Raw genomic sequence first — 22,568 nt, 5'->3', positions numbered from 1 at the left:
GGGGCGTTAATCGCCGATGACCCGCGGATACAGTTGGACCAACACGTCAAAGCGGCTGCTGTCGGCAGGCGTGCCGTCAAGCGTCGTATAGATCGGGATTTCGTCATAAGGGTTGCTGACCAGACCGATGTTCAGCCCGGTGACGCCTTGCAGATCAGCGACGACCTCGCCTGCGACAATGACGTGGGTATTGCCGTCAACCTCTTGCGTGCTGACCTGACCGACCAGCCCATCATGATCGGCTTGACCATTGACGTCTCCGGCGATGATGCGCAGCGTATCCTCGGCAGGGTTGAAATCGGTGATCACGGCGGCCTGATCGTCGGCATGGGCCGCAGAATCGGAAATGGTGGCGTGATCGGCGCCGCTGCCCAGTGTCGCAATGTCCCCCTGCGAGAGGGTCAGCAGGTCATTGCCCGCGCCGCCATCCAGCACGTCGAAATTATTGTCGGTGAACCATGACAGCTGATCCGCGTGGCTGCCTTGAAACTGGTCACTGTTGATGTCAGCCCGTAAGGTATCGTCGCCCGCACCGCCGATCAGCGTGGCCTGACCATCGAGGTTCATCAGCGCGTCATTGCCTGCGCCGCCGTCCAGCGTTGCGCCATTGCCATCAGCCACTGCCACGGCATGTTCGGCGCCACCCTGAAACAGCCCGCCGCCATGCGACAACACATGCAGCACGCTGTCATCTTGCGTGCTGCCCAGCATGGTGTCGCCCGCCCCAATCACGCCAAAGCCTTGGTCTGCGTTGGAAAAATCAAGCAGATCCTGGCCGTCGCCCCCATTGGCGAACACGCCGTTGCCGTTGGCGATCAAGGTGTCATTGCCGGCATTGCCATAGATGTTCTGAATATTGGGGTGGCCCGCCGGCCCTTGCGCGAACAAGTTGAACAGCACGTAGTCGGGGCTTTGCTGGCTGATATCCTGAAAATGCGGATCATCGCGGGTGATGCCTTGGGCGGTGAGGGTGTCATCGCCCGCCCAGCCTGATCGGTTGCCGATTTCATTCAGACCAATCGACAGGTGATCATCGCCCGGGGTGCCGTGGCTTGGGGTGTCGGGGGTTTCTGGCGTAGGCTCATCCGGTTCGTCGTTGTCATTGGCGTGAAACAGCCCGCCAATCGCAAAAGCCGCGAACAATCCCATCAACCCAAGTCCCAGCATTGCCGCCACCCTTCACCATACCAATCACGACGATGTTATCTGATGCGGGGTGTTTCACAAGCACCGCGCGCGATGCTACAGCGTTTCCAAACAAGCGATTTGGGTTTGGACAGGCAATGATCACGCGGCGGCATTTGAAGGGCGATGCGGAGAGTGTGGCGGTGTATTCGCCTTGCGAGGCTTATCGCTATGCGCTGACGCGGGTGTGGCATCCGGCTGGGCGCAAGGCGTTGTTTGTGATGCTGAACCCTTCGACCGCGACGGAAGTGCAGAACGATCCGACGGTGGAGCGTTGCGAGCGGCGCGCCCGCGCTTTGGGATTTGGGGCGTTTCGGGTGGCGAATATCTTTGCCTATCGCGCCACGGACCCCAAGGTGATGCGGGCGCAGGGTGATCCGGTGGGGCCGGGCAATGATGCGGCGATTGTCGAAGGCGCGGCCTGGGCGGATCAGGTGATTTGCGGCTGGGGCAGCCATGGCGCGCATCTGGAGCGCGGCGCGGCGGTGACGGCATTGCTGCGGGCAACCGGGTTGCCGCTGTACCATCTGGGGCTGACGCTGGCGGGCGCGCCAAAACATCCGCTGTATATTGGTTATCAGGTGCAGCCGACCTTGTGGGTTTAAGCCGCCTGTAGGGTGATACTGCTCAGATCCAGCCCGGCCACGGATTGCAGGCTGGCCAATGGCACGCCGTCCAGCAACAGCGTTGTGCCACTGTCGGTGGTTTCAACGGTCAACTGTGGATCAGGATGCAGGCTGGCGTCATACATCACCACCAACGCATCTTCGTGCGGATTGAAATCGGTGATCTGCGCCACGGGATCATCCGCGCCGATGTCGAGCAGGTGGAACGTGTCTTCGCCCTCGCCGCCATTGCCATAGTCGCCTGCGCCGAGCATCAAGGCATCATTGCCCGCGCCGCCGTTCAGGAAATCTGGCGTGTGGTCGGCATCATCCTCTGTCTGACCCCATATCGTGTCGTGGCCATCGCCGCCGTCGAGGGTATCGCTGCCCGCGCCACCCCGCAGTTGGTCGTCGCCAAAGCCCCCGTCAAGCGCATCGTCGCCCGTGCCGCCTGACAGATTGTCTTTGCCTTCCCCACCGAGCAGGCTGTCTGCACCCGCGCCGCCTGACAGGCTGTCGTCGCCGTCGCAGCCTTGCAGCGTGTCGTCGCCTGCACCCCCGTCGAGGCTGTCATTGCCAGCCTCGCCATGCAGCAGGTCGTTTCCGGCATCACCCCAAAGGCTGTCATCGCCCGCGCCGGCATTCAGCGCATCATTGCCATCGCCGCCATCAAGCTGATCGTTGCCTGCGTATCCCGTCAGCGCATCATCGCCGCCCTGACCGGCAATATGATCATCGCCGCCGTCACCGCCCAGCATGTTGGCCAGATCATCGCCGTTCAGCCACAGATCTTCGGCGGGTGCCACGATCACATCGTTCGAGGAGATCACGCCGTCTTGTTCGGTATCGTCGCTGCTATCGGTTTGCTGGGTGTCTGTGGCAGTGCTGCCATCGCGCGACGACAGCATATGAAAGATGTTGTTTTCTTCGCCCCCGACGTCATGCGCGTCATCGGCCTGATCGTCGGTTTCATCGTTGCTGTCATTCGCAGCGGTTAATGAATCGACCATCACGCCCGCGAACACAGCGCCAAGCAGACCAAGCAAACCAAGCATGATGAAAACCTCCGACAACTGGAAACAGGTGGCGTTAACCTTTTGTTAACCAAATTTCCTGTTAACCTTTTGGTCAGGCAGGATAATTCTGGATTAAGGTATCACAGAATCGTGCGGGCTTCAAAAGCTGTTTGCGCTGGGCGTTCGGAAATTTGGCCGATGGTAAATGAAAGCTGTCGGGCGGCTGCCGTGGCGAATCAGCTTTTCTTTGATGCGAAATCCCCCTATACGCGCGCATCCGTCTGTAAAGGCGGTGTCATTGGCCTTGCTGGACGACATCCCGGCCTGCGCCGCAACCCTCTTAACAGGAGATTCCGATGTCGATCACCGTTGAAGAAAAAGCCCGCTTGATCAAAGAATACGCGACCAAAGAGAACGACACCGGCTCGCCGGAAGTTCAGGTTGCCATCCTGTCGTCGCGCATCGCGACCCTGACCGAGCATTTCAAATCGCACAAGAAAGACAACCACTCGCGCCGCGGTCTCCTGATGCAGGTTGCTCAGCGTCGTAAGCTGTTGGACTATCTGAAGGCCAAAGACGAAGCCCGCTACGCTTCGCTGATCGCACGCCTCGGCCTGCGTCGCTAAGCCTTACGGCATTTGTCGGAGCGCCCGTGGTGAAAGCTGCGGGCGTTTTGTTTTTGGGTAGCGAACGTTGCAACCGATTCTTTGCAATACTGGTTATTTGGGCCAAACATGTTATGTTTTCGAACATGCGGTGAAGAAGGCGAAAGATATGACCAAAACTTCCTCTTCTAAAACCACCTCAGTGAATGGGGGCTGGATCAAGCGGGATCAGCGCGATGGCCGGCTTGTTGAAGTTCAAACCAGCAAGGGTGGCGCTAAAGCTAGCACTCTTTCCGCGTCTTCTCTGAGCCAAGCATCTTCCAAACGCAGCGAGACCCTTAAGCGGCTTGCAGACCGTTAAGATGCACTACCGATTGACTTTGGCTGACGCTGTCATGGCGCATGACGAAGCTCTTGTGTTTGGTGGCCGTGACGGAATCAGTAGTCTGCATTTGATTGAATCTGCTTTGGCGCGCCCCTATTCTGGCTATCATAGACCCATCACACGCAAAGCCGCCGCAGTATTGCACAGCATGGTCAGCAATCACGGATTTTTGGATGGCAACAAGAGGACTGCGTGGTTGCTTGTTGAAATCCTTGTTGATCGAAGTGGTTATGTGCTCGACATCCCAGACGACGAACGGATTGACGATTTTGGGTTGCCGTTGCTGATGGGCAATATGATTTTCAGCAAATTTCCGATTGGTTTGTTGCGCGCATCCGCAGACCATAGGCATCCCCTTCCCAAACGCCCCCTTTTCCTGTAAACGCGCGCAATCTGCGATATGAGGCCTGCCCCGGCCACATGCTTTAGGATTGGGGCGGCGGCAATGGGGCCGCGATTCAAAAGGAAGACATGGCAGGGGCCATGGGTGCTTCCATACAGGGAACGATAGATGTTCAACGTGACTAAAAAATCAATCCAGTGGGGCGAAGAAACGCTGACGCTGGAATCGGGCAAGGTTGCCCGTCAGGCTGACGGCTCGGTCATTGCCACCTATGGTGAAACCAGCGTCATGGCCAACGTGACCTATGCGCGCGCGCCGAAACCGGGACAGGATTTCTTCCCGCTGACCGTGCATTACCAAGAGAAATACTACGCCGCTGGGAAAATTCCGGGCGGCTTTTTCAAACGCGAAGCCCGTCCGAGCGAGAAAGAAACGCTGACCTCGCGTCTGATCGACCGTCCGTGCCGCCCGCTGTTCGTCGAAGGCTTCAAGAACGAAGTGCTGGTGATGGCAACCGTGCTGTCGCATGACCTCGTGAACGATCCCGATATCGTCGCGATGATCGCCGTTTCGGCGGCGCTCACGATTTCCGGCGTGCCGTTCATGGGCCCGATTGGCGCTGCACGGGTTGGTTTCTCGGGTGGCAACTATGTGCTGAACCCGTCAATCGACGACATGCAAAACCTGCGCGGCAATCCGGATCAGCGTCTGGATTTGGTCATCGCTGGCACCAAAGACGCCGTGATGATGGTGGAATCGGAAGCCTATGAGCTGACCGAAGACGAGATGCTGGGTGCGGTGAAATTCGGCCATGCCGCGATGCAGCCAGTGATCGACATGATCATCGACTTCGCCGAAGATTGCGCCAAAGAGCCGTTCGACTTCCAGGCCCCGGATTACTCGGACCTATACGCACGCGTGAAAGCGGCGGGCGAGACCGAAATGCGCGCGGCTTTCGCGCTGCGTGACAAGCAAGAGCGCACCAATGCGATCTCGGCTGCGGTTGCGACCACCAAGGCGGCGCTGTCGGATGAGGACAAGGCCGATCTGAACCTTGGTTCGGCGATCAAAAAGCTGGAATCCTCGATCCTGCGCGGCGACATCATCAACGGCGGCGCGCGGATTGACGGGCGTGACAACAAGACCGTGCGTCCGATCGTGTCGGAAACCGGAATTCTGCCGCGTACGCATGGCTCGGCCCTGTTCACCCGTGGCGAAACCCAAGGCTTGGTTGTGACCACGCTTGGCACCGGCGAAGATGAGCAGATCATCGACGCTTTGCACGGCAACTCGCGTTCCAACTTCCTGCTGCATTACAACTTCCCTCCCTATTCGGTTGGCGAAGTTGGTCGCGTGGGTTCGCCCGGCCGTCGTGAAATCGGTCACGGCAAACTGGCATGGCGCGCGCTGCAAGCCGTGCTGCCGGCACCGACCGATTTCCCCTACACCATCCGTCTGGTGTCCGAGATCACCGAATCGAACGGCTCGTCGTCGATGGCGTCGGTCTGCGGTGGTTCTTTGTCGATGATGGATGCGGGCGTGCCGCTGAAGGCTCCGGTGGCGGGCGTCGCCATGGGGCTGATCCTGGAAGACGATGGCCGCTGGGCCGTGTTGACCGACATTCTGGGTGATGAAGATCACCTCGGCGACATGGACTTCAAGGTTGCAGGCACCGCCAACGGCATCACCACGATGCAGATGGACATCAAGGTGGCTGGCATCACCCCGGAAATCATGGCGCAGGCTTTGGCGCAGGCCAAGGACGGTCGTCTGCACATTCTGGGCGAGATGAACAAGGCGCTGTCGGCCCCGCAAGGCTTCAGCGAATACGCACCGAAGATCGAAACCCTGCAAATCCCGACCGACAAGATCCGTGAAGTGATCGGTTCGGGCGGCAAGGTGATCCGCGAGATCGTCGAAGTGTCGGGTGCCAAGGTTGACATCAACGACGAAGGCATCATCAAGATCGCCTCGTCGGATGCAGCGGCGATCAAGAAGGCCTATGACATGATCTGGTCGATCGTGGCAGAGCCGGAAGAAGGCCAGATCTACACCGGCAAAGTGGTGAAACTGGTCGATTTCGGCGCTTTCGTGAACTTCTTCGGCAAGCGTGACGGTCTGGTGCATGTATCTCAGATCGCCAACAAGCGCCTGAACCACCCGAACGAAATCCTGAAAGAGGGCCAAGAGGTTAAAGTGAAACTTCTGGGCTTTGACGACCGCGGCAAGGTTCGCCTCGGTATGAAGATGGTTGATCAGGAAACCGGCCTGGAAATCACCGAAACCAAGGAAGAAGCCGCCGAGGCGTAAGCTTTCGCAAAATCTTGAACGGCGCCGAACGATTTCGGCGCCGTTTTGCGTGAAATTCCCCTACCACACAACGCCTGCTTGGCCTATTCGCTGCACTGCGGTATCTGATGCTGCAACGCAATCCAGTGTAAGTAGGTGCGAAATGTTGCCGATGTGGAAGGTAAAGCGCGAGGTATTGCGCGCCAAAGACCATATGCGATTTCCCTTTATCGCATTGTCCGGCCCACTGCGCCGCAAATGGCACGATCTGCGCAAAAACCGAAATTCAAAATATACCAATGGCACGTTGGCTGCTGGGCCGAATGTGGTGTTGTATCTGCTTTATCAACCCAAGGGGCTTTTGGCATCCTCTGTCGAGACCTGCCGCTATTTCGCCGCTAAGGGTTTTTCAGTTTTCATTGTCTCGAATGCGCCGCTATCAGATGCAGACCGCAATACGCTTTCTGGCCTAAGCTTTGGTGTGCTGGAGCGTGAGAACTTTGGCTACGATTTCGGTGGCTATCGTGACGGGATCCTGCATCTGCTGGAAAGTGGGATCCAGATGGATAAGCTGTTGATCATGAACGATTCTGTCTGGTTTCCGACCTTTGACGACGAGGATTTCCTTGATCACGTTCTGGCGGCAAAAACGGATCTTTATGGTGCCGTTCTGTCGCAACGCAAGCAGCATATGGCGCAGCGCCACCTGCAATCATATGCCGTGGCCTTTGGCAAAAAACTGTTGGCCAGCAAGGATTTTGCAGTCTTTTGGCGCCACCTTCTGCTCAGCAGCAATCGGGAATGGACCATCCGCAATTGCGAAGTGCAAATGACCGTGCATTTCCGCAAACTGGGTTACTCTCTGGATGCGCGCTGGGGGTTCGAGAGCTTGGGCAGCGTGCTGGATCAACTTTCGGATGATGAACTGAAAGACTTGCTGCGGCTTGAGGCGGAATTGGAACGCAAACGCGCACCGACGATTGAGGCCCTGATTGCAACCCATGGCAGCCCAACTTGGCGCGCCGATGTGACAGCTTTTGTCGATTCACGCAAATTCCGCAAACAAATCATGCTTTTGCACCCAGCAGCGCTGTCGCGCATGAATTTCCCATTCATGAAAAAATCGCGCGAGCCTTTTTACAGCGTTCTGCGGCCGCTTTATGCGAAATGGCTGGGCAACAAATGCGCGCCGACGGTTCTGCAAGAACTGTCGCATTGGGATTGAACGCAAAGGGCGGCAACCGGATGGTGCCGCCCTTTGAAAATTACTTCGGCTGTTTCGCAAAACGCAGATACGGCAGTTTGATGTCAAGCGCGCCGAATTTCTCGGTGGCCTGATCGTTGTTCAGGCTCAGCGCCACGATCACGTCCTGACCCGGTTGCCAGTTGGCGGGGGTTGCAATCGGCACGCCATCGGTGGCTTGCACGGCGTCAAGCGCGCGCAGGATCTCGGCAAAGTTGCGGCCCACGCTCATCGGATAGGTCATCGACAGGCGCACCTTCTTGTCCGGCCCGATGATGTAGACGGTGCGCACTGTGGCGGTGTTGGCGGGGGTGCGGCCCTCGGTCGGCAGGTAGTAATCAGCCGGCAACATGTCAAACGCCTTGGCGACGGTCAGGCTGGTATCGTCGATGATCGGAAAATCAGCGGGCGCGCCGCCGAAAGCCTCGATATCGCGCTTCCATTTGCCATGATCAGCCACCGAGTCGACCGACACTCCGATCACCTTGGTGTTGCGTTTTTTCCATTCCGGCGCCAGTTGCGCCACAGCGCCGAATTCGGTCGTGCAGACGGGGGTGAAATCACGCGGATGGCTGAAAATGATCGCATAACCGCCCGCCAGCCAATCGTGAAAATGGATGGTGCCAGCGGTGGATTCGGCGGTGAAATCGGGCGCAATGTCGTTGATGCGGATAGACATGTTTTCTCCTGCGACTGTCAGATGGCGTTGATGTAAGCGATTTGGAACGGAATTTCACTATCTCGCATCCATTTGCCATCAGAAGGGAAGGATATTCCGCCAGATTGGTGCTGCGCGGAATGCTGCCACCGCACAGCCGCTGCATTTCGCGACATTTCCTGTCGGGCGTATGGTTGTATGGCGGCATCGGCACTGCCATATTATGATCAAATCTTTGGAGGCTGCCATGATCATCAAGCGCGATTTCTACATCAACGGCGCGTGGGTTCCCCCGATCACCCCGCGCGATCTTGAGGTGATTGATCCTTCCACCGAAGAGCCCTGCGCGATCATTTCGCTGGGGTCAGAGGCTGACACCAATGCAGCCGTGGCGGCCGCGAAGGCGGCATTTCCGGCTTGGGCTGCGACCGATCCGGCCGTGCGGCGCGATGTGGTGGTGAAAATTCTGCAGCAGTATGAACTGCGGCTGGAGGAACTGGCCCATGCCATCGCCATCGAAATGGGTGCGCCGATTGACATGGCGCGCAGCAGCCAAGCGCCTTGCCTGCCGTGGCATGCCACCAACTTTCTGACCGCGTTCGATGCGATGGAATGGGTGCGCCCGTTGGGGCCACATGCGCCGAACGACCGTATCGCGCTAGAGCCGATTGGTGTGGTGGGTCTGATCACGCCATGGAATTGGCCGATGAACCAGATCGCGTTGAAAGCGATTCCGGCGATTCTGGCAGGCTGCACCTGCGTGCTGAAGCCGTCGGAGGAAAGCCCGCTGAATGCGATCCTGTTTGCTGAATTCTGCCATGACGCGGGCCTGCCGCCGGGCGTGTTCAATCTGGTGAATGGCGATGGCCCCGGCGTGGGCGCGGTGCTGTCGTCGCACCCGGATGTCGAGATGATTTCTTTCACCGGCTCAACCCGCGCCGGTCGGGCGATTTCGGCGGCTGCCGCGCAAACCCTGAAGCGCGTGACGCTGGAACTGGGCGGCAAAGGCGCCAATGTGATCTTTGCTGATGCCGATGACAAAGCCGTGGAACGTGGCGTGCGGCATATGATGAACAACTCTGGCCAAAGCTGCAACGCGCCCAGCCGGATGCTGGTCGAGCGCCCGGTATATGACCGCGCAGTTGAGATTGCAGCGCAGGTTGCCGACTCGATCAAGGTTGGCTCGGCGCATGAACCGGGCAAGCATATTGGCCCCGTGGTGAACAAACGCCAGTGGGAGCAGATTCAAGCCTATATCCAGAAGGGCATCGACGAAGGTGCGCGTCTGGTCGCTGGTGGTCCGGGCCTGCCCGAAGGCTTTAACCGTGGATTCTACGTCAAACCGACGGTGTTTGCCGATGTTGTGCCGGGTATGACGATTGAAAAGGAAGAAATTTTTGGCCCTGTGCTGTCGATCATTCCTTTCGATACCGAAGAAGATGCGGTGCGTATCGCCAATGATACGCCCTATGGCTTAACGAATTATGTGCAATCGCAGGACGGCGCGCGGCGCAACCGCATGGCGCGGCGGCTGCGCTCTGGCATGGTTGAGATGAACGGCAAATCGCGCGGCGCGGGCTCACCTTTTGGCGGGGTGAAAGCCTCAGGCCGGGCGCGCGAAGGCGGGCATTGGGGGCTGGAAGAGTTTCTCGAGGTCAAGGCGATCTCGGGCTGGGATTCTGATCAGGCTTGAACGCCGCGAAATCACGAAAACGCCGCCCCTGACCGGGCGGCGTTTTGCTTTTCTGCCATGGGCTAAAACTTGACACATGTGTCGATTCGTAGTTTTCTGAGATCAGCCACAGCAGGAGCCAGCATGACCGCGCATCCCCGTCTTCTTTCGCCGTTGCAAATGCGTGGCCAAACCCTGCGCAATCGCATTGTGTTCGGCGCTCATACCAACAACATGGCCGAACAGGGCCTGCCGGGCGCGCGGATGGAAGGCTATTTTCTAGAGCGTGCCTTGGGCGGGGCCGGGATGATCGTAACCGAACCGGTGCCAGCACACCGAACAGGCGTTCTGACGCGCGGCAACATGCTGCCCGAGTCCGACGACATTATCCCGCATTTTCAGCGTATTACCGAGAAGGTGAAAGATGCGGGCGCGGTGATCTGTCAGCAGATCTACCATGTGGGCGCGCATGGCGATTCCGACCTCAGCTTTGCGCCGCATTGGTCGCCTTCGGGTGGGCCGTCGTATCACGACAGCGACGGTTCGCATAAAATGACCGAAACCGAGATCGAAGAACTGCTGGCGGCGCATCTTGCCGCAGCGGTGCGGGCGCAGAAATCTGGCTTTCAGGGTGTCGAGGTTTGGGCGGCTTACCATTCACTGCTGGATCAATTCTGGACGCCGTGGTCAAACCAGCGCGATGACAAATGGGGCGGTAGCCTGGAAAACCGCACCCGCTTCTCGCGCACCTTGGTGGAAAACATCCGCCGCGCCTGCGGTGAGGATTTCATCATTGGCATGGCGGTCAGCTATTCCACAGCCTATTCGGCGACACTTTCTGCGGAAAACATGTGCGAAATCATCAGCCTGCACGACGCGACCGGGCATCTGGATTACGTCACGGTTGGCGCGGGCAGCTATCTGGAGTTTGACGCGATCATCCCGCCGTTCACCCATGGCGAAAAGCTGACGACGCCCCTCACCGCGCAGTTGAAGGCCTTGGCGAAGAACATCAAGATCACCTCGGAGGCGGGGGTGCGGACGCCCGAGAATGGCGAAAGTATCCTTTCCGCGGGCGAGGCCGATCTGGTCTCGATCGTGCGCGGCCAGATTGCTGATCCGCATCTGGCGCGCAAGACCACCGAGGGGCTTGTCGAGGATATTCGCGGCTGCATTTCCTGCAACCAGATGTGCTGGGGGCGGCGCAGCCGGGATTACTGGATTTCCTGCCTGATCAACCCTTCGGTGGGCCGGGAATGGGAATGGGGTGGCGACCGTTTCACCCCAGGTGCGGGCAAATCTGTGTTGGTGGTGGGCGCTGGCCCGGCTGGGTTGGAAGCGGCACGTGGCGCGGCAGAGCGTGGCTACCGTGTTGAAATTGTTGAGGCTCTGCCTGTGATCGGCGGTCAGTTCCGGCTGGCGGGGATGCAACCCCGACGGGCGCAGATCCTTGATCTGATGAATTGGTATGAGCGGCAGTTTACAAAACTGGGTGTCACGTTGCGGCTGAACACTTATCTCGATCCCGAAGAAATCGCCGCGCATCCTGCGGATATTGTGGTGCTGGCCACCGGCTCGCTGCCGGATGAAAAGGCGTTTCAGCGCTGGCTGCCGCATCTGGAAAGCCTGCCGGGGTTAGAGTTGGGCGGGGTTTGGTCGCCCGAGGATGTGATGCGGCGCGAAGCCCGGTTGGGCGATGCGGTGGTGGTCTATGATGAGGGGTCGAACTGGCGTGGCGTGGGCACGGCTTGGGCCCTGGCTGAGGCGGGCAAGCAGGTGACGATTGTCACGCCCGAAGCTTTTGTCGGCAAGGAAATCGCTCGGACGGCGGCGGATGGTGCAGCACGGCGGCGGCTGGCCAAGCTGGGGGTTCAGTTCAAGACCGAATCCTGCATCGCGCGTTGGCATGGCAATGGCGCGTCGGTGTTGAACATGTTGACGGGCGTCGAGGAGGTCATTCCAGCCTCAGGTCTGGTAATGGCCACGACCAATCGGGCGTTTGATCCGTTCCCCAAAGATTTCGAGGGCAAGAAAACGCTGCGCATCGGCGATTGCGTCGCCCCCCGGCTCGCTGCTTACGCGTTCCACGAGGGGCGGAAACTGGCGCTTTCGCTTTAGCCGACCCGGCCAAAACTGTTGGGGGATGACAACGCCCAAGCTTCGCGGAACTGCGGTGAAGACGACGGGTCTGCCAGCAGTTGACCGGGTTTAAGCTGTTCATATTGCTCGGCGAACGAGATCACCTTGTCGGACGAGGCGCGGCGTTGGAAATGGTGCGGGCGCAGCTCTTGCGGATGTGCCAACCCAGCGGCAGCCACCAATTCCGCCAAGGCGTGCAGGGTGTTGTGATGGAAATTGACCACCCGCTCGGCCTTGTCAGGCACCACAATCGCGCGCTGACGTGCCGGGTCTTGCGAGGTCACACCCGTGGGGCACAACCCGGTATGACAGGACTGCGCCTGAATACAGCCCACCGCGAACATGAAGCCGCGCGCCGCATTGCACCAATCTGCGCCGAGGGCCATGATCTTGGCCATGTCAAACGCCGAGGTGATCTTGCCCGATGCGCCGATCTTGATCTTGTCGCGCAGGCCGATACCAATCAAGGCATTGTGTGCAAAGGACAATCCATCGCGCAATGGCATGCCGACATGATCCATGAATTCCAAGGGCGCGGCACCCGTGCCACCTTCCTTGCCGTCGATCACGATGAAATCCGGGGTGATGCCGGTGTCCAGCATGGCCTTGCAGATCGCCAAGAACTCCCACGGATGGCCGATACACAGCTTGAATCCCGCCGGTTTGCCCCCCGACAGATCACGCATCCGGGCGACAAATTCCAACAGGCCTGCTGGCGTGGAGAAAGCGGAATGGCTGGCGGGCGACACGCAATCCTGCCCTATCGGCACGCCGCGAATCTTCGAGATTTCTTCTGTTACTTTCGCAGCGGGCAACACCCCGCCATGACCGGGTTTTGCGCCCTGCGACAGTTTCAGTTCCACCATCTTGATCTGCGGGTCAGCCGCAGCATCGGCGAACAGCGTGGCATCGAAACCGCCTGACACATTGCGCGCGCCGAAATAGCCCGAGCCCAACTCCCACACCAGATCACCGCCAAATTCGCGGTGATAGGGCGAAACCCCGCCCTCGCCGGTGTCGTGGAAAAACCCACCCGCCCGCGCGCCCTTGTTCAGTGCCCGGATGGCATTGGCCGACAAGGCCCCATAACTCATCGCGGAAATGTTCAGTAAAGAGGCCGAATAGGCGCGGGGCCCAAGGCCAATGTCCACGCGCATCGCGTCAATCGGGGCGGCGGGTTGCGGCGCAATGGAATGATGCAGCCATTCGTATTGTTCCTGATAGACATCATACATCGTGCCAAACGGCCGCTTGTCCAGCTCGCGCTTGGCGCGCTGATAGACGATGGCGCGCTTGTCACGCGGAAACGGTGCGCCATCTTTCTCGCCTTCGAAGAAATACTGCCGCAACTCTGGGCGGATATCTTCCAGAATGAAGCGCATATGTGCGACGATGGGATAGTTGCGCAAGATCGCGTGGCGGGTTTGCAGAAGGTCATGCACGCCCAAAGCGACCAGAGCCAGCATCACCACGCAAAGCAGTTCCAGCACATCGGCATAGGCCAGCCAGCGCTGACTGAGCGCGGCAAAAATCACGGCCAAGACCACGCAGATCGTCATTGCGGAATACCGAGGCTCGAACGGGTAGCGCAGAAATTGCATCATTATCCTTTTGGCAGCGCTGTGGCCGCCATGTAATCGCACATTCATTGCGGCAAGGTTAACGCCGGAATGTCACATTGTCTTGTCACATTAAAATGGCAACGGGGCCATGAAACTTACCCATTCATGGCTGGCCGGATGGTGCAGCGAGAGGCTTTCGGCATGCAGCATCAAGCGCGGAAATTCGCGTGCCTTTCCCGTGGCATAGATCGGATCGCCCAAGATCGGGCAGCCCTGCGCCAGCATATGCACCCGAAGCTGATGGCTGCGCCCGGTCAGCGGCGAAAGCCGGACGCGGGTGGTGTCGGCGGTGCGGCTGATCACCTGCCAATCGGTCTGTGCGGGCCTGCCATGGATGTGATCGACCATTTGTCGGGGGCGGTTCGGCCAATCGGCGCACAAGGGCAGGTCGATATGGCCGTGATCTGGCGTTAACTGCCCGTAAACTTCTGCGACATAGGTTTTCTTGGCACGCCGCTTTTCAAACTCCTGCCCCAGAAAGCCTTGCGCTTGTTTGGTGCGGGCAAAGATCATCACGCCAGAGGTGTCACAATCCAGACGATGCACCAATAACGTATCCCAATGCGCCGCTTGCAGACGCGAGGTCAAACAATCCTCGCGCCCCTCAAGCTTGCCTGGCACCGACAACAAGCCCGCGGGTTTGTTCACCACGATGATCTGCGCATCCTGATACAGGATATCCAGCGGCACGTCCGGTGGGTTGTAGATAAAGTCGGGGATCATACGATGCTGTGGCCCGCCGCTTTCAGGCTGGCGGCAAGATGGCGGATGTGGGCGGGGCCGACCTCGCAGCAGCCGCCGACGATCGTGGCCCCCAAGGCCACCCATTCCATCACGAAGGCGGTGTATTTCTCGGGCGAAAGATCGTGGCGGTGGGTGTAATCGGGCGCAGCCACGGCATCCGGCAGCGGCAGGCTAGAGATTTCGCTGAAGCCGTTGGCATAGGCGCCAAACGGCAGACCCATCGTGGACAGCTCGCGCAGGGCGGCCAGCATGGCCTCGGGCATGGAGCAGTTTGCCAGCACGGCGGCGGTGGGGTGTTCGGCGATCAGATCGCGCAGACCGGCAATCGGCTCGCCCGAGCGCAGGCGGCTGCCATCGCGGTCATGCACCGACACCGAAAGCCAGACCGGCAGGCCAGCGGCTTGCGCGCCTTGCAACGCGCCGCGCGCCAGATCCAGCGAGGACATGGTTTCCAGCAGGATCACATCGACATGTGGGGCCAAAATCCGGGCCTTTTCGGCATAAAGCGGGGCGGAAACGTCAACCGGCGGGGTCAGATCGGGGCGATAGGACTCGCCCAGCGGCCCCATCGAGCCAGCAATAATCCCGCGACCGGCTTGGGCTTTGGCCTCATGTGCCTCCATCAAAGCGCGCAGGTGCAGGGCGTGGTAAAGGCTGTCCAGCCCAACCCCCTCCAATCGATCATGCAGGATATTATAAGTATTGGTGGTGGCGACCGAGGCTCCGGCCGCGAAATAGTCGTCGTGGATGGCTTTCACCAAACCGGGATGGTCGATCATCACACGGGTCGCCCACAGCGGCGTCGGCTCGTCACCCGAGCGTGCCACCAATTCTTGCCCCATGCCGCCATCCAGAAGGGTAATCTGCATCATTCACTCCGTGATCAACCGGGCCGCCAGACCCGCAAAAACGAGCGCCGCGATCTTGTTCAGCAGGCCCATCCGTGCGCCAATAGCATGGCCCGCCCGCCCTGCCAAATAGCCATATCCCACCGTGATCACCGTGCCGGTGATGCCAAAGATCGTGCCAAGCAGCAGGATTTGCGGCCAAACCGGGCCAAGGGTGGGGTTCACGAATTGCGGCAGGAAGGCCAGCATGAACAGGATCGGCTTGGGGTTCAGCATGTTGGTGAAAGCGCCTTTGCGCAGCGCGGCCCAGCCGCTGCGTTGGCCTTTTCCGGGGGTGAATGTGCCGCTGTCACGCCAGGATTTCCAAGCGATATAAAGCAGATAGGCGGCTCCGGCGTATTTGATGCCCGACAGCGCCGCCGGGTTGGCGGCGATCAGGGCAGAGAGGCCAAGCGCCGACAGCGCCACATGCCAAAGCGCCCCAAGACCCACGCCCAAGCCCGCCATCACGCCCGCGCGCGGGCCGCCCTGAATGCCGGAAGCGGTGGCGAAAAACACATCCTGCCCCGGCGTGAGGTTGACGATCAGGCCACCGCCGATGAAGGCCAACAGGTTGTGCAAGCCGATGCCATCAAGGATGTCCCACATGACGCCTCCGGGCTCAAGTGTCTGGAATGTCGTAATAATCGCCCTTGTCTTCGCGGTGCCAATGCTGGGCGATGTGCAGGCCCGTTTCGCCCTCTAACGCCCCGGCTGCGATGCTGATGCGACCTTCGCCCTGCGGTTCCCAGAACAGGCTGGCGCCGCAATTGCCACAAAAGCCGCGCCGGGCCTCGGCTGAAGATTGAAACCAGCGCAGGCCAGCGCTTTCGGTCAGACGAAAGCGGTCGAGCGGAACGGAGGTTGCCGCCCAGAAATGCCCCGAGGTTTTGCGGCATTGCGTGCAATGGCAGGCAAATACCGCGCGCAGCGGCGCGTCGGCCTCAAACCGCACCTGACCGCACAGACAACCGCCCTTCATTGTGCGTCCCGGAAGACTTCGGCCAACAGCGGCACCAGCCAGTCTTCATCGGCCTTGGTGAAGGCCGCCGGGGTGTCACTGTCGATATCCAGCACGCCCAAAAGCTTGCCAGCCCCATTCCACACCGGCAGAACAAGCTCTGATCTGGTGGAAGTCGCGCAAGCGATATGGCCGGGGAAAGCATCGACATCAGGCACGTTCTGCACCTGCCCGGTGCGCGCGCAGGCCCCGCAAACCCCGCGCGAAAACGGGATGACAAGGCAGCCGTGGCCGCCCTGATAGGGGCCTATTTTCAACAGGTTAGGTTCTGTCACCCGGTAGAATCCGGTCCAATCGGCAAAGGGATGCGCGTGATGCAACTCGCAAGCTACGGTGGCCATCAGCGCCACAGTATCGGTTTCGCCATGGGTCAGCGCGCGGATGGAATCGACAACGTTCTGCATCTTAATACCCCAGCGCGCAGCCATCTTTGCGCGGGTCTGACGCGCCGATCAGGATGCCGCTGTCGTCGATCAGAATGCTTTGCGCACCGCCGATCGGGTCAGGCGACAGCGCCACCTGATGCCCCATCGCAGCCAGTTCGGCACGGACCTGCGGGCTATATCCGCTTTCCACCAACATGCCTTCGGCCCCAGAGAAGCAGCGCGGCGCATCGATGGCGGCCTGCGAGTCCAAGCCGTAATCCACCATGTTGGTGACAAATCTTGCATGGCCGCAGGGCTGATAGGCCCCGCCCATCACGCCAAACGGCATGATCACCTTGCCATTCTTGCGCAACATGCCCGGAATGATCGTGTGCATCGGCCGTTTGCCGCCGCCCGCTTCGTTCGGATGACCGGCTTGCAGGGTAAAGCCCGCGCCACGGTTCTGGAAATTGATACCGAATTTCTGCGAGGCAATGCCTGCGCCAAAACCCCAGAAAATCGAATAGATCAGCGACACCGCCATGCGGTCACGGTCGACGACGGTGATATAGATCGTGTCTTTATGCACCGCTTCGGTCAGGGGGGCCGCGCTTGCCATTGCGCGTTTGGGGTCGATCAGCGCGGCAAGGCGGGCCGCGGTTTCCGGCGACAGCATGTGGTCCAGCCGCGGGGCGGCTTCGGCAATGAATCGATCGCGGGCGTCATAGGCCAGCTTGGCGGCCTCGGCCTCAATATGCGCGCGTTGGGTGCCGAACGGATCCATCGCGGCCAGATCGAAATGCTTGAGGATGTTCAGCATCAGGATCGCCGTCGCACCTTGGCCATTTGGCGGATGCTCGACCAGATCGACACCTTTGTAATCGCCCGCGACGGGGTCGGTGTAAGTGCAGGCAGTGGCGGCGAAATCTTCCATCGTGTGCAAGCCGCCCATCGCACGGAGCGAATTCACCATATCTTCGGCGACTTCGCCTTCATAGAAACCAGCGCGCCCTTCGCGGGCAACGCGGCGCAGCACTTCGGCCTGACCGGGGGCGCGGAAGGTCTGGCCCAATTTCGGAATCTCGCCATTCAGCAGGTAAAACTTGCGGGCATCGCCGCTGAGTTCGGGGCCATCGGCGGCCCAGTCAAAGGCCACGCGTGGGGCCACGGGCACGCCTTCATCGGCATAACGAATGGCGGGCGCAAGAACGCGGTCCAATCCCAATTTGCCCCAATCCGTCGACAGGCGGCAGAACGCGTCCATCGCCCCGGGCACCGTGACGGGATCGACGCCGCGCAGCGGAACGGCAGCAAGACCCCGGTCGCGCATGGCCTGCGCCGAATAGGCCTTCGGCGCACGGCCAGAGCCGTTCAGCGCCACGATGCGTTCTTCGCCCGCAGGTTTGATCAGTGCAAAGCAATCGCCGCCAATGCCCGTCATCTGTGGTTCGCAAATGCCCAAAAGCACCGCACCCGCAATCGCCGCATCCACCGCGTTGCCACCTGCTTCCAGCATCTCGACCGCAACTTTGGCAGCCAAAGGATGTGAGGTGGCGCAGATGCCATTGCTGGCATAGATCGCTGATCGGCCCGGAGCCTGAAAGTCGCGCATGGAAAAACCCTCCTGTTGGCCGCAGCCTAGGGAGTTGTCGCCGGACTTCCAAGAGAGAGATGAACCTCGACGCCACGAACTGGGTGGGGGCATTATTCGCAGCGCCGAGGGAAGCTTTATGCAGCTACCCCTTGAATATCAGTATTGCGCGGGGCTGTTTTAGGGGGAAATTTCGGCAAATAGGTGGCAGTTCTGACGAAGTTAACACAATCGGGGATCATGCTGGCGATTGTTGCGTGTCTAATCGGAAGCTGAGCAGATTGCGCCCGCCGTCACGATGATAGCTGAGGTCTTTTGACAGGCTGCGAATCAAATGCCAGCCAAAGCCGCCCTCGGGCAGATCATCGAAAGCGCCCAGCGGCGCCAGCACGCCTGCGGGCAACTGACCGTCCGGCATCGGCAGCCCGGTGTCGGAAATCTGGCACAGCAACTCGTTGTGCCGCAGCTGCAGTGAGATTTCGATTTCCCCATCGTGATGCGCATAGGCATGTTCGACAATGTTGTTCAACGCCTCGGACAGCACGATTTCCGCTGTGCCGCGCCCATCTTCTGGCAAGCTGCGCAGCAAAAGCGTGTCGAGCAGGGCGCGCAGCCCATCTCGCACCGCCGTTGCCCGCCCCGGTATCGTCAACCGGATCGACGAAGAGAGGTCGCCTGCTTTGACCTGCATCGACCTACCCCACCTGCCGCAATCCGTCGGGAAGGTGATCATGAATGGTGAAAATACTGTCCATGCGGGTCAGGCGGAACACCTTTTGCACCGTGGCCGTCAGCCCGGAAAGTTCAAGCTTGCGCTCTGGCCCCAAGGCTTTCATCACCGCCACCACCGCGCCAAGGCCCGAACTGTCAAGAAATGCCACCCGCGACATATCCAGCACCACCCGCGATGACGGCATCTGCGTCAATTCGCGCATCCGATCCTTGAACTGGATCGCCCCCGCAGCGTCGATCCGGTCGCCCAAGGCGCTGACCACAATCATTTCGCCACGTTGTTCTGCCACAAGCTCCATCTGCCTGGCCCCTTTTGTTGGAAAACTGGGGTCAGGTTAGGCGCAAGAAGTTACCGAGACGTAAGCGCCAGACTGGGCAGCAGAATTAATTCAGCTGAAATTGCAGCGGATATCGGCCATTCTCAAAATCGCCGAACAGATCCGGCAGATCGGGATGCGTGATCGGCTCGCCTGTTTCATCCGGCACCAGATTTTGCTCGGACACATAGGCCACGTAATAGCTTTGATCGTTTTCGGCCAGCAGATGATAAAACGGCTGATCGCGCGACGGGCGGGCATCTTCCGGGATGGCGTGATACCATTCTTCGGTGTTGGAAAACATCGCATCCACATCGAAGACCACGCCACGAAATGGGTGCTTGCGATGGCGAAGCACCTGACCGATGTGATATTTGGCCGCCGTCTTCAGCATCGCGTGTTTGCTCCCCATACAGGGTTAGTAATCGGTTGCGCAGGCGGTGTCCATTCCACAGGCACGCCCGAGGGGAAACAGTCTGTGTTGGTCAGACGCCCAGTTGAGCGGCACCTCGCCCATCCGAAAAGCCGCCGAAAGCCCGATTTGCACGGGATTGTCATGTGAAAACGCAGACATGCCCATTTCATCCACAAGATTTTTCTCGTATTCTGGCGGCAAAATAAGAACGCGAGGGGCGAATGAGCAGACTTCTCCGCGCGTCGATCCTGTTGTTGGCCCTTGCATCTTGCGGGGGTGGAAACTCGACGGCGCCTAAAAACATGGATGACGCCTGCGCTATTGTGCGGCAGCGTCCGGCCTATTTCAGCGCGATGCGCGCGACCGAGCGGAAATGGGGCGTGCCGGTGCATGTGCAGATGGCCGCGATCTATCAGGAATCGAAATTCATCGGCAACGCCCGCACCCCGCATCAGTTTGCGCTGGGGGTGATCCCGATGGGGCGGCAATCCTCGGCCTATGGCTACAGTCAGGCGCTGGATGGCACTTGGGATGAGTATCAGAAAGAACAGCGTCGCCGCGGTGCCAAGCGTGACCGGATCAGCGATGCCACCGATTTCATGGGCTGGTATATGAGCCAGAGCAGTGAGCGTCTGGGCATTTCGCTGAACGATGCCGAGGCGCAGTATCTGGCCTATCACGAGGGTCGCACCGGCTATGCCAATCAGTCCTATCTCGAAAAGCCATGGCTGGTGGATGTCGCCGCCGCGATCGGGCGGCGGTCAGAGATGTATCGCGGCCAGTTGGAATATTGTCGCTGATCAGCGACCTTGATCATCGACTGCCGCCGCGGCGCTCGATCTCGTCGGTGATGTTGAACAAGCTGGCGCTGTAATTGCCGCCGGTTCTCAGATCACCCAGGATCACCGTGGTTTGCTGACCCAGATCATCGGTGATCACCCATTGCCGCAGCGTGGTTGGTTTGGCGGTGAACACCAGCGCGATCTGGCCGTATTCGGGGTGCTGCGGGTCTTGGGCCACCACCTGCGTGGTGTTCTTTTCCTCGGTGTGGGAAACCACGGTCTTGGCGCTGCCAAGGTTGACGTTGGCGGCAAGGATCAGGTTCAGCGGCGTGCGCTTCAGCGGGTATTGCTCGGGCGCCTGGTTGGACTTGGCATCGAAAATCGCCACGTTGCCGCTCGAGGCAAGCACCAGCGATTTATCGGGCGGGGCGTATTCAAACCGCACCCGGCCGGGGCGCTTGATGATCAGCTTGCCGGTGGCGATAGAGCCGTCGGCGTTCACTTGGGTGAACTCGGTCTCAACGGTGCCAAGGCTGTTGAGATAGGCCGACAAATCGTTCAGCGAGATTTTATCGGCCCAGGCAGGGGCAACCAAAGCCATCAGGGCGAGCGGGGCGAGGAGGAGGCGAAGCTTTTTCATCCCCCCTATATAGGCCAGCCCGCCCCCGCCTGCACCCCCTTTGCATTCACTTGGCGGAGAGGTGCCGAGAGCGGCTTTGTGACTGGTCCCAACTCGGGACCATTGTTTTATAAGGGAAACATTGTGGCGAACGCTGGTATGGTTAATGGCTGTTAACCTGCGCCCGGCATCAGCGTCGAAGCCTCCGGCGGGAGTATTTGGGCCAATGTGAAGGCCTTTGCGCTTCATCTTGGCAAAAATACTCCCCGCGGAGCGTTCCGCAGTTTCAACCCACGCAGCCCTTGCCCGTGGGGCCACAGCGGTTACAATGCCGCCAACCCAAAGCCCCCGACCTTATTTCAGGACGCGCCATGTCGATCAAAGCCCCGGAAACGCAAGTTGTCACCCATTGGAAAATCGCCTGCGACGGTGGTGAGGGTGCATTGGGGCATCCGCGTGTCTGGCTGACCATCCCCGAGGATACCGGCTTTGTCGAATGCGGCTATTGCGACAAACGCTTTGAGATCGACCGCGCCCATGCTCATGACGATCACTAAGGCCTGAGCCTTTGCGCGCCCGGATTTTGCTGCGGGCGATCACCGCTGTCATCTGCCTGCCGCTGGTGTATGTCGCGGCGGGTTTTGTCGGGGCCGCTATCACCGGCAAACATGCGGATTTGGCCGCCGGCACCGATGTGCTGATTGGTCTGGCGCGGGCACCCATCCACTATGATTTCCTGTTGCCGATGTCGCCCGAGGTGCGGGCGCAGTTTGGTTTTGCCGAAGGCGCAGGCGTGCCCATTTCGGCACCGCAGGCGGAATGGCTGTTGGTGGGCTGGGGGTCGCAGGCGTTTTACACCTCGGCGGGCAGCTATGCCGATATGAAGCCGGGGGCCGTTTTCACCGCGATCACTGGCGATCAGGCGGTGCTGCATCTGGATGTGGCGGGGGATGTCTCGGGTGTCGATGGCATCCAGTATCTGACTTTGTCCGAGCCGCAATATGCCGCCTTGCTGGCGCGGTTGGCGGCGGATTTTCAGCGCGATCAGACCGGGGCGGCGCTGCCCTTGGCGGCGCATTTCAACGACCACGATGCCTTTTTCGAGGCGAAGGGGCACTTCAACATCTTCCATCCCTGCAATGCCTGGCTGGGTGAGGTGTTGCGCGACGCTGGCGTGCCGTTCGGGATATGGACGCCGACGCCGCAGGCGGTGGAGATGGCGCTGCGTTGGCATGTGGGGTGAAAGTTGAAACGCGCGGCTGAGCCGAGAGAAAACTCTGCGGGGCAGAGTTTTTCGGCGAATTGCACAAAAGGCTGAAGGCCGTTGCGCAAG

25 protein-coding genes are annotated in these 22,568 nt (G+C 59.7%); 11 read left to right on the top strand and 14 right to left on the bottom strand.

Annotation, left to right across the window (positions count from 1 at the left end; translation table 11 throughout):
* Window positions 1-6 precede the first annotated feature (6 nt).
* Complete coding sequence (locus ACFOGH_RS18970) at window positions 7-1,167, bottom strand: calcium-binding protein (RefSeq protein ID WP_380074744.1); 1,161 nt, start codon at window positions 1,165-1,167, stop codon at window positions 7-9.
* A 116-nt stretch (window positions 1,168-1,283) separates the two neighbouring features.
* On the opposite strand from ACFOGH_RS18970, the gene ACFOGH_RS18965 reads away from it, so the two are divergent.
* The gene (locus ACFOGH_RS18965) at window positions 1,284-1,790 is read left to right on the top strand and encodes a DUF1643 domain-containing protein (protein WP_380074743.1); all 507 of its coding nucleotides are present in this window, start codon (window positions 1,284-1,286) and stop codon (window positions 1,788-1,790) included.
* Here the strand turns inward: ACFOGH_RS18965 and ACFOGH_RS18960 are convergent.
* The gene (locus ACFOGH_RS18960) at window positions 1,787-2,845 is read right to left on the bottom strand and encodes a calcium-binding protein (RefSeq protein ID WP_380074742.1); all 1,059 of its coding nucleotides are present in this window, start codon (window positions 2,843-2,845) and stop codon (window positions 1,787-1,789) included. The genes ACFOGH_RS18965 and ACFOGH_RS18960 overlap by 4 nt on opposite strands.
* Window positions 2,846-3,162: 317 nt before the next feature.
* Here ACFOGH_RS18960 and rpsO point away from each other — a divergent pair, with 317 nt between their 5' ends.
* The 5 genes from rpsO to ACFOGH_RS18935 all read left to right on the top strand — a co-directional run bounded on the left by rpsO (window position 3,163) and on the right by ACFOGH_RS18935 (window position 7,653).
* Window positions 3,163-3,432 carry a 30S ribosomal protein S15 gene (gene rpsO, locus ACFOGH_RS18955; protein ID WP_380074741.1) on the top strand — a complete coding sequence of 90 codons (270 nt, stop codon included), beginning with the start codon at window positions 3,163-3,165 and terminating at the stop codon, window positions 3,430-3,432.
* 148 nt (window positions 3,433-3,580) lie between these two features.
* The gene (locus tag ACFOGH_RS18950) at window positions 3,581-3,772 is read left to right on the top strand and encodes a hypothetical protein (RefSeq protein ID WP_380074740.1); all 192 of its coding nucleotides are present in this window, start codon (window positions 3,581-3,583) and stop codon (window positions 3,770-3,772) included.
* Between the two features lie 34 nt (window positions 3,773-3,806).
* Window positions 3,807-4,178: a type II toxin-antitoxin system death-on-curing family toxin gene (locus ACFOGH_RS18945; RefSeq protein WP_380074739.1), complete on the top strand. Its 372-nt coding sequence runs from the start codon at window positions 3,807-3,809 to the stop codon at window positions 4,176-4,178.
* 129 nt (window positions 4,179-4,307) lie between these two features.
* Complete coding sequence (gene pnp, locus ACFOGH_RS18940) at window positions 4,308-6,449, top strand: polyribonucleotide nucleotidyltransferase (RefSeq protein WP_380074738.1); 2,142 nt, start codon at window positions 4,308-4,310, stop codon at window positions 6,447-6,449.
* Between the two features lie 193 nt (window positions 6,450-6,642).
* On the top strand, window positions 6,643-7,653 hold the full coding sequence (locus ACFOGH_RS18935; protein WP_380074737.1) for a rhamnan synthesis F family protein: 1,011 nt from the start codon (window positions 6,643-6,645) through the stop codon (window positions 7,651-7,653).
* Window positions 7,654-7,693: 40 nt separating this feature from the next.
* On the opposite strand, the gene ACFOGH_RS18930 is transcribed toward ACFOGH_RS18935, so the two are convergent.
* Window positions 7,694-8,350 carry a peroxiredoxin gene (locus ACFOGH_RS18930; protein WP_380074736.1) on the bottom strand — a complete coding sequence of 219 codons (657 nt, stop codon included), beginning with the start codon at window positions 8,348-8,350 and terminating at the stop codon, window positions 7,694-7,696.
* A 226-nt stretch (window positions 8,351-8,576) separates the two neighbouring features.
* On the opposite strand from ACFOGH_RS18930, the gene ACFOGH_RS18925 reads away from it, so the two are divergent.
* Together ACFOGH_RS18925 and ACFOGH_RS18920 are read left to right on the top strand one after the other, a co-directional pair.
* The gene (locus ACFOGH_RS18925) at window positions 8,577-10,022 is read left to right on the top strand and encodes an aldehyde dehydrogenase family protein (protein WP_380074735.1); all 1,446 of its coding nucleotides are present in this window, start codon (window positions 8,577-8,579) and stop codon (window positions 10,020-10,022) included.
* Window positions 10,023-10,145: 123 nt separating this feature from the next.
* Window positions 10,146-12,119: an oxidoreductase gene (locus ACFOGH_RS18920; RefSeq protein ID WP_380074734.1), complete on the top strand. Its 1,974-nt coding sequence runs from the start codon at window positions 10,146-10,148 to the stop codon at window positions 12,117-12,119.
* On the opposite strand, the gene ACFOGH_RS18915 is transcribed toward ACFOGH_RS18920, so the two are convergent.
* The 10 genes from ACFOGH_RS18915 to hspQ form a co-directional block, all read right to left on the bottom strand.
* Window positions 12,116-13,744, bottom strand: coding sequence for an FMN-binding glutamate synthase family protein (locus ACFOGH_RS18915; RefSeq protein WP_380074733.1), 1,629 nt, complete (start codon window positions 13,742-13,744; stop codon window positions 12,116-12,118). The genes ACFOGH_RS18920 and ACFOGH_RS18915 overlap by 4 nt on opposite strands.
* Window positions 13,745-13,831: 87 nt before the next feature.
* Window positions 13,832-14,485 carry an RluA family pseudouridine synthase gene (locus ACFOGH_RS18910; protein WP_380074732.1) on the bottom strand — a complete coding sequence of 218 codons (654 nt, stop codon included), beginning with the start codon at window positions 14,483-14,485 and terminating at the stop codon, window positions 13,832-13,834.
* Complete coding sequence (locus tag ACFOGH_RS18905) at window positions 14,482-15,375, bottom strand: homocysteine S-methyltransferase family protein (protein ID WP_380074731.1); 894 nt, start codon at window positions 15,373-15,375, stop codon at window positions 14,482-14,484. Before ACFOGH_RS18905 ends, ACFOGH_RS18910 begins: the two co-directional genes overlap by 4 nt.
* A gap of 3 nt (window positions 15,376-15,378) precedes the next feature.
* A complete protein-coding gene (locus tag ACFOGH_RS18900) occupies window positions 15,379-16,002 on the bottom strand; it encodes a LysE family translocator (protein ID WP_380074730.1) in 624 nt (207 codons plus the stop codon).
* Between the two features lie 13 nt (window positions 16,003-16,015).
* Complete coding sequence (locus ACFOGH_RS18895) at window positions 16,016-16,375, bottom strand: GFA family protein (protein WP_380074729.1); 360 nt, start codon at window positions 16,373-16,375, stop codon at window positions 16,016-16,018.
* Window positions 16,372-16,818, bottom strand: a complete 447-nt coding sequence (locus ACFOGH_RS18890; RefSeq protein ID WP_380074728.1) for a GAF domain-containing protein — start codon at window positions 16,816-16,818, stop codon at window positions 16,372-16,374. Before ACFOGH_RS18890 ends, ACFOGH_RS18895 begins: the two co-directional genes overlap by 4 nt.
* A 1-nt stretch (window position 16,819) precedes the next feature.
* Window positions 16,820-18,391, bottom strand: coding sequence for a gamma-glutamyltransferase family protein (locus ACFOGH_RS18885; RefSeq protein ID WP_380074727.1), 1,572 nt, complete (start codon window positions 18,389-18,391; stop codon window positions 16,820-16,822).
* Window positions 18,392-18,608: 217 nt separating this feature from the next.
* Window positions 18,609-19,061 (bottom strand): ATP-binding protein, encoded by a 453-nt coding sequence (locus ACFOGH_RS18880; RefSeq protein ID WP_380074726.1) that lies wholly within the window; start codon window positions 19,059-19,061, stop codon window positions 18,609-18,611.
* 4 nt (window positions 19,062-19,065) lie between these two features.
* A complete protein-coding gene (locus ACFOGH_RS18875; protein ID WP_380074725.1) occupies window positions 19,066-19,401 on the bottom strand; it encodes an STAS domain-containing protein in 336 nt (111 codons plus the stop codon).
* Window positions 19,402-19,486: 85 nt separating this feature from the next.
* The gene (gene hspQ / locus ACFOGH_RS18870; protein WP_380074724.1) at window positions 19,487-19,813 is read right to left on the bottom strand and encodes a heat shock protein HspQ; all 327 of its coding nucleotides are present in this window, start codon (window positions 19,811-19,813) and stop codon (window positions 19,487-19,489) included.
* A gap of 242 nt (window positions 19,814-20,055) precedes the next feature.
* Here hspQ and ACFOGH_RS18865 point away from each other — a divergent pair, with 242 nt between their 5' ends.
* Window positions 20,056-20,634, top strand: a complete 579-nt coding sequence (locus tag ACFOGH_RS18865; protein ID WP_380074723.1) for a transglycosylase SLT domain-containing protein — start codon at window positions 20,056-20,058, stop codon at window positions 20,632-20,634.
* A gap of 13 nt (window positions 20,635-20,647) precedes the next feature.
* Here the strand turns inward: ACFOGH_RS18865 and ACFOGH_RS18860 are convergent, their stop codons facing one another.
* Complete coding sequence (locus ACFOGH_RS18860) at window positions 20,648-21,256, bottom strand: LolA family protein (RefSeq protein WP_380074721.1); 609 nt, start codon at window positions 21,254-21,256, stop codon at window positions 20,648-20,650.
* A 350-nt stretch (window positions 21,257-21,606) separates the two neighbouring features.
* On the opposite strand from ACFOGH_RS18860, the gene ACFOGH_RS18855 reads away from it, so the two are divergent.
* Window positions 21,607-21,792, top strand: coding sequence for a zinc-finger domain-containing protein (locus tag ACFOGH_RS18855; protein ID WP_380074720.1), 186 nt, complete (start codon window positions 21,607-21,609; stop codon window positions 21,790-21,792).
* Between the two features lie 11 nt (window positions 21,793-21,803).
* On the top strand, window positions 21,804-22,478 hold the full coding sequence (locus ACFOGH_RS18850; protein WP_380074719.1) for a TIGR02117 family protein: 675 nt from the start codon (window positions 21,804-21,806) through the stop codon (window positions 22,476-22,478).
* Window positions 22,479-22,568: the final 90 nt, after the last annotated feature.

This window comes from Cypionkella sinensis, assembly GCF_042646385.1.
GTDB lineage: Bacteria > Pseudomonadota > Alphaproteobacteria > Rhodobacterales > Rhodobacteraceae > Cypionkella > Cypionkella sinensis.
This window is presented reverse-complemented; position numbering and strand designations above follow the sequence as displayed.

Bases quoted from the DNA above. Each gene is read 5' to 3' on its own strand.
- ACFOGH_RS18970 (WP_380074744.1), bottom strand. From the start codon at position 1,167: ATGCTGGGACTTGGGTTGATGGGATTGTTCGCGGCTTTTGCGATTGGC.
- ACFOGH_RS18965 (WP_380074743.1), top strand. From the start codon at position 1,284: ATGATCACGCGGCGGCATTTGAAGGGCGATGCGGAGAGTGTGGCGGTG.
- ACFOGH_RS18960 (WP_380074742.1), bottom strand. From the start codon at position 2,845: ATGCTTGGTTTGCTTGGTCTGCTTGGCGCTGTGTTCGCGGGCGTGATG.
- rpsO (WP_380074741.1), top strand. From the start codon at position 3,163: ATGTCGATCACCGTTGAAGAAAAAGCCCGCTTGATCAAAGAATACGCG.
- ACFOGH_RS18950 (WP_380074740.1), top strand. From the start codon at position 3,581: ATGACCAAAACTTCCTCTTCTAAAACCACCTCAGTGAATGGGGGCTGG.
- ACFOGH_RS18945 (WP_380074739.1), top strand. From the start codon at position 3,807: ATGGCGCATGACGAAGCTCTTGTGTTTGGTGGCCGTGACGGAATCAGT.
- pnp (WP_380074738.1), top strand. From the start codon at position 4,308: ATGTTCAACGTGACTAAAAAATCAATCCAGTGGGGCGAAGAAACGCTG.
- ACFOGH_RS18935 (WP_380074737.1), top strand. From the start codon at position 6,643: ATGCGATTTCCCTTTATCGCATTGTCCGGCCCACTGCGCCGCAAATGG.
- ACFOGH_RS18930 (WP_380074736.1), bottom strand. From the start codon at position 8,350: ATGTCTATCCGCATCAACGACATTGCGCCCGATTTCACCGCCGAATCC.
- ACFOGH_RS18925 (WP_380074735.1), top strand. From the start codon at position 8,577: ATGATCATCAAGCGCGATTTCTACATCAACGGCGCGTGGGTTCCCCCG.
- ACFOGH_RS18920 (WP_380074734.1), top strand. From the start codon at position 10,146: ATGACCGCGCATCCCCGTCTTCTTTCGCCGTTGCAAATGCGTGGCCAA.
- ACFOGH_RS18915 (WP_380074733.1), bottom strand. From the start codon at position 13,744: ATGATGCAATTTCTGCGCTACCCGTTCGAGCCTCGGTATTCCGCAATG.
- ACFOGH_RS18910 (WP_380074732.1), bottom strand. From the start codon at position 14,485: ATGATCCCCGACTTTATCTACAACCCACCGGACGTGCCGCTGGATATC.
- ACFOGH_RS18905 (WP_380074731.1), bottom strand. From the start codon at position 15,375: ATGCAGATTACCCTTCTGGATGGCGGCATGGGGCAAGAATTGGTGGCA.
- ACFOGH_RS18900 (WP_380074730.1), bottom strand. From the start codon at position 16,002: ATGTGGGACATCCTTGATGGCATCGGCTTGCACAACCTGTTGGCCTTC.
- ACFOGH_RS18895 (WP_380074729.1), bottom strand. From the start codon at position 16,375: ATGAAGGGCGGTTGTCTGTGCGGTCAGGTGCGGTTTGAGGCCGACGCG.
- ACFOGH_RS18890 (WP_380074728.1), bottom strand. From the start codon at position 16,818: ATGCAGAACGTTGTCGATTCCATCCGCGCGCTGACCCATGGCGAAACC.
- ACFOGH_RS18885 (WP_380074727.1), bottom strand. From the start codon at position 18,391: ATGCGCGACTTTCAGGCTCCGGGCCGATCAGCGATCTATGCCAGCAAT.
- ACFOGH_RS18880 (WP_380074726.1), bottom strand. From the start codon at position 19,061: ATGCAGGTCAAAGCAGGCGACCTCTCTTCGTCGATCCGGTTGACGATA.
- ACFOGH_RS18875 (WP_380074725.1), bottom strand. From the start codon at position 19,401: ATGGAGCTTGTGGCAGAACAACGTGGCGAAATGATTGTGGTCAGCGCC.
- hspQ (WP_380074724.1), bottom strand. From the start codon at position 19,813: ATGCTGAAGACGGCGGCCAAATATCACATCGGTCAGGTGCTTCGCCAT.
- ACFOGH_RS18865 (WP_380074723.1), top strand. From the start codon at position 20,056: ATGAGCAGACTTCTCCGCGCGTCGATCCTGTTGTTGGCCCTTGCATCT.
- ACFOGH_RS18860 (WP_380074721.1), bottom strand. From the start codon at position 21,256: ATGAAAAAGCTTCGCCTCCTCCTCGCCCCGCTCGCCCTGATGGCTTTG.
- ACFOGH_RS18855 (WP_380074720.1), top strand. From the start codon at position 21,607: ATGTCGATCAAAGCCCCGGAAACGCAAGTTGTCACCCATTGGAAAATC.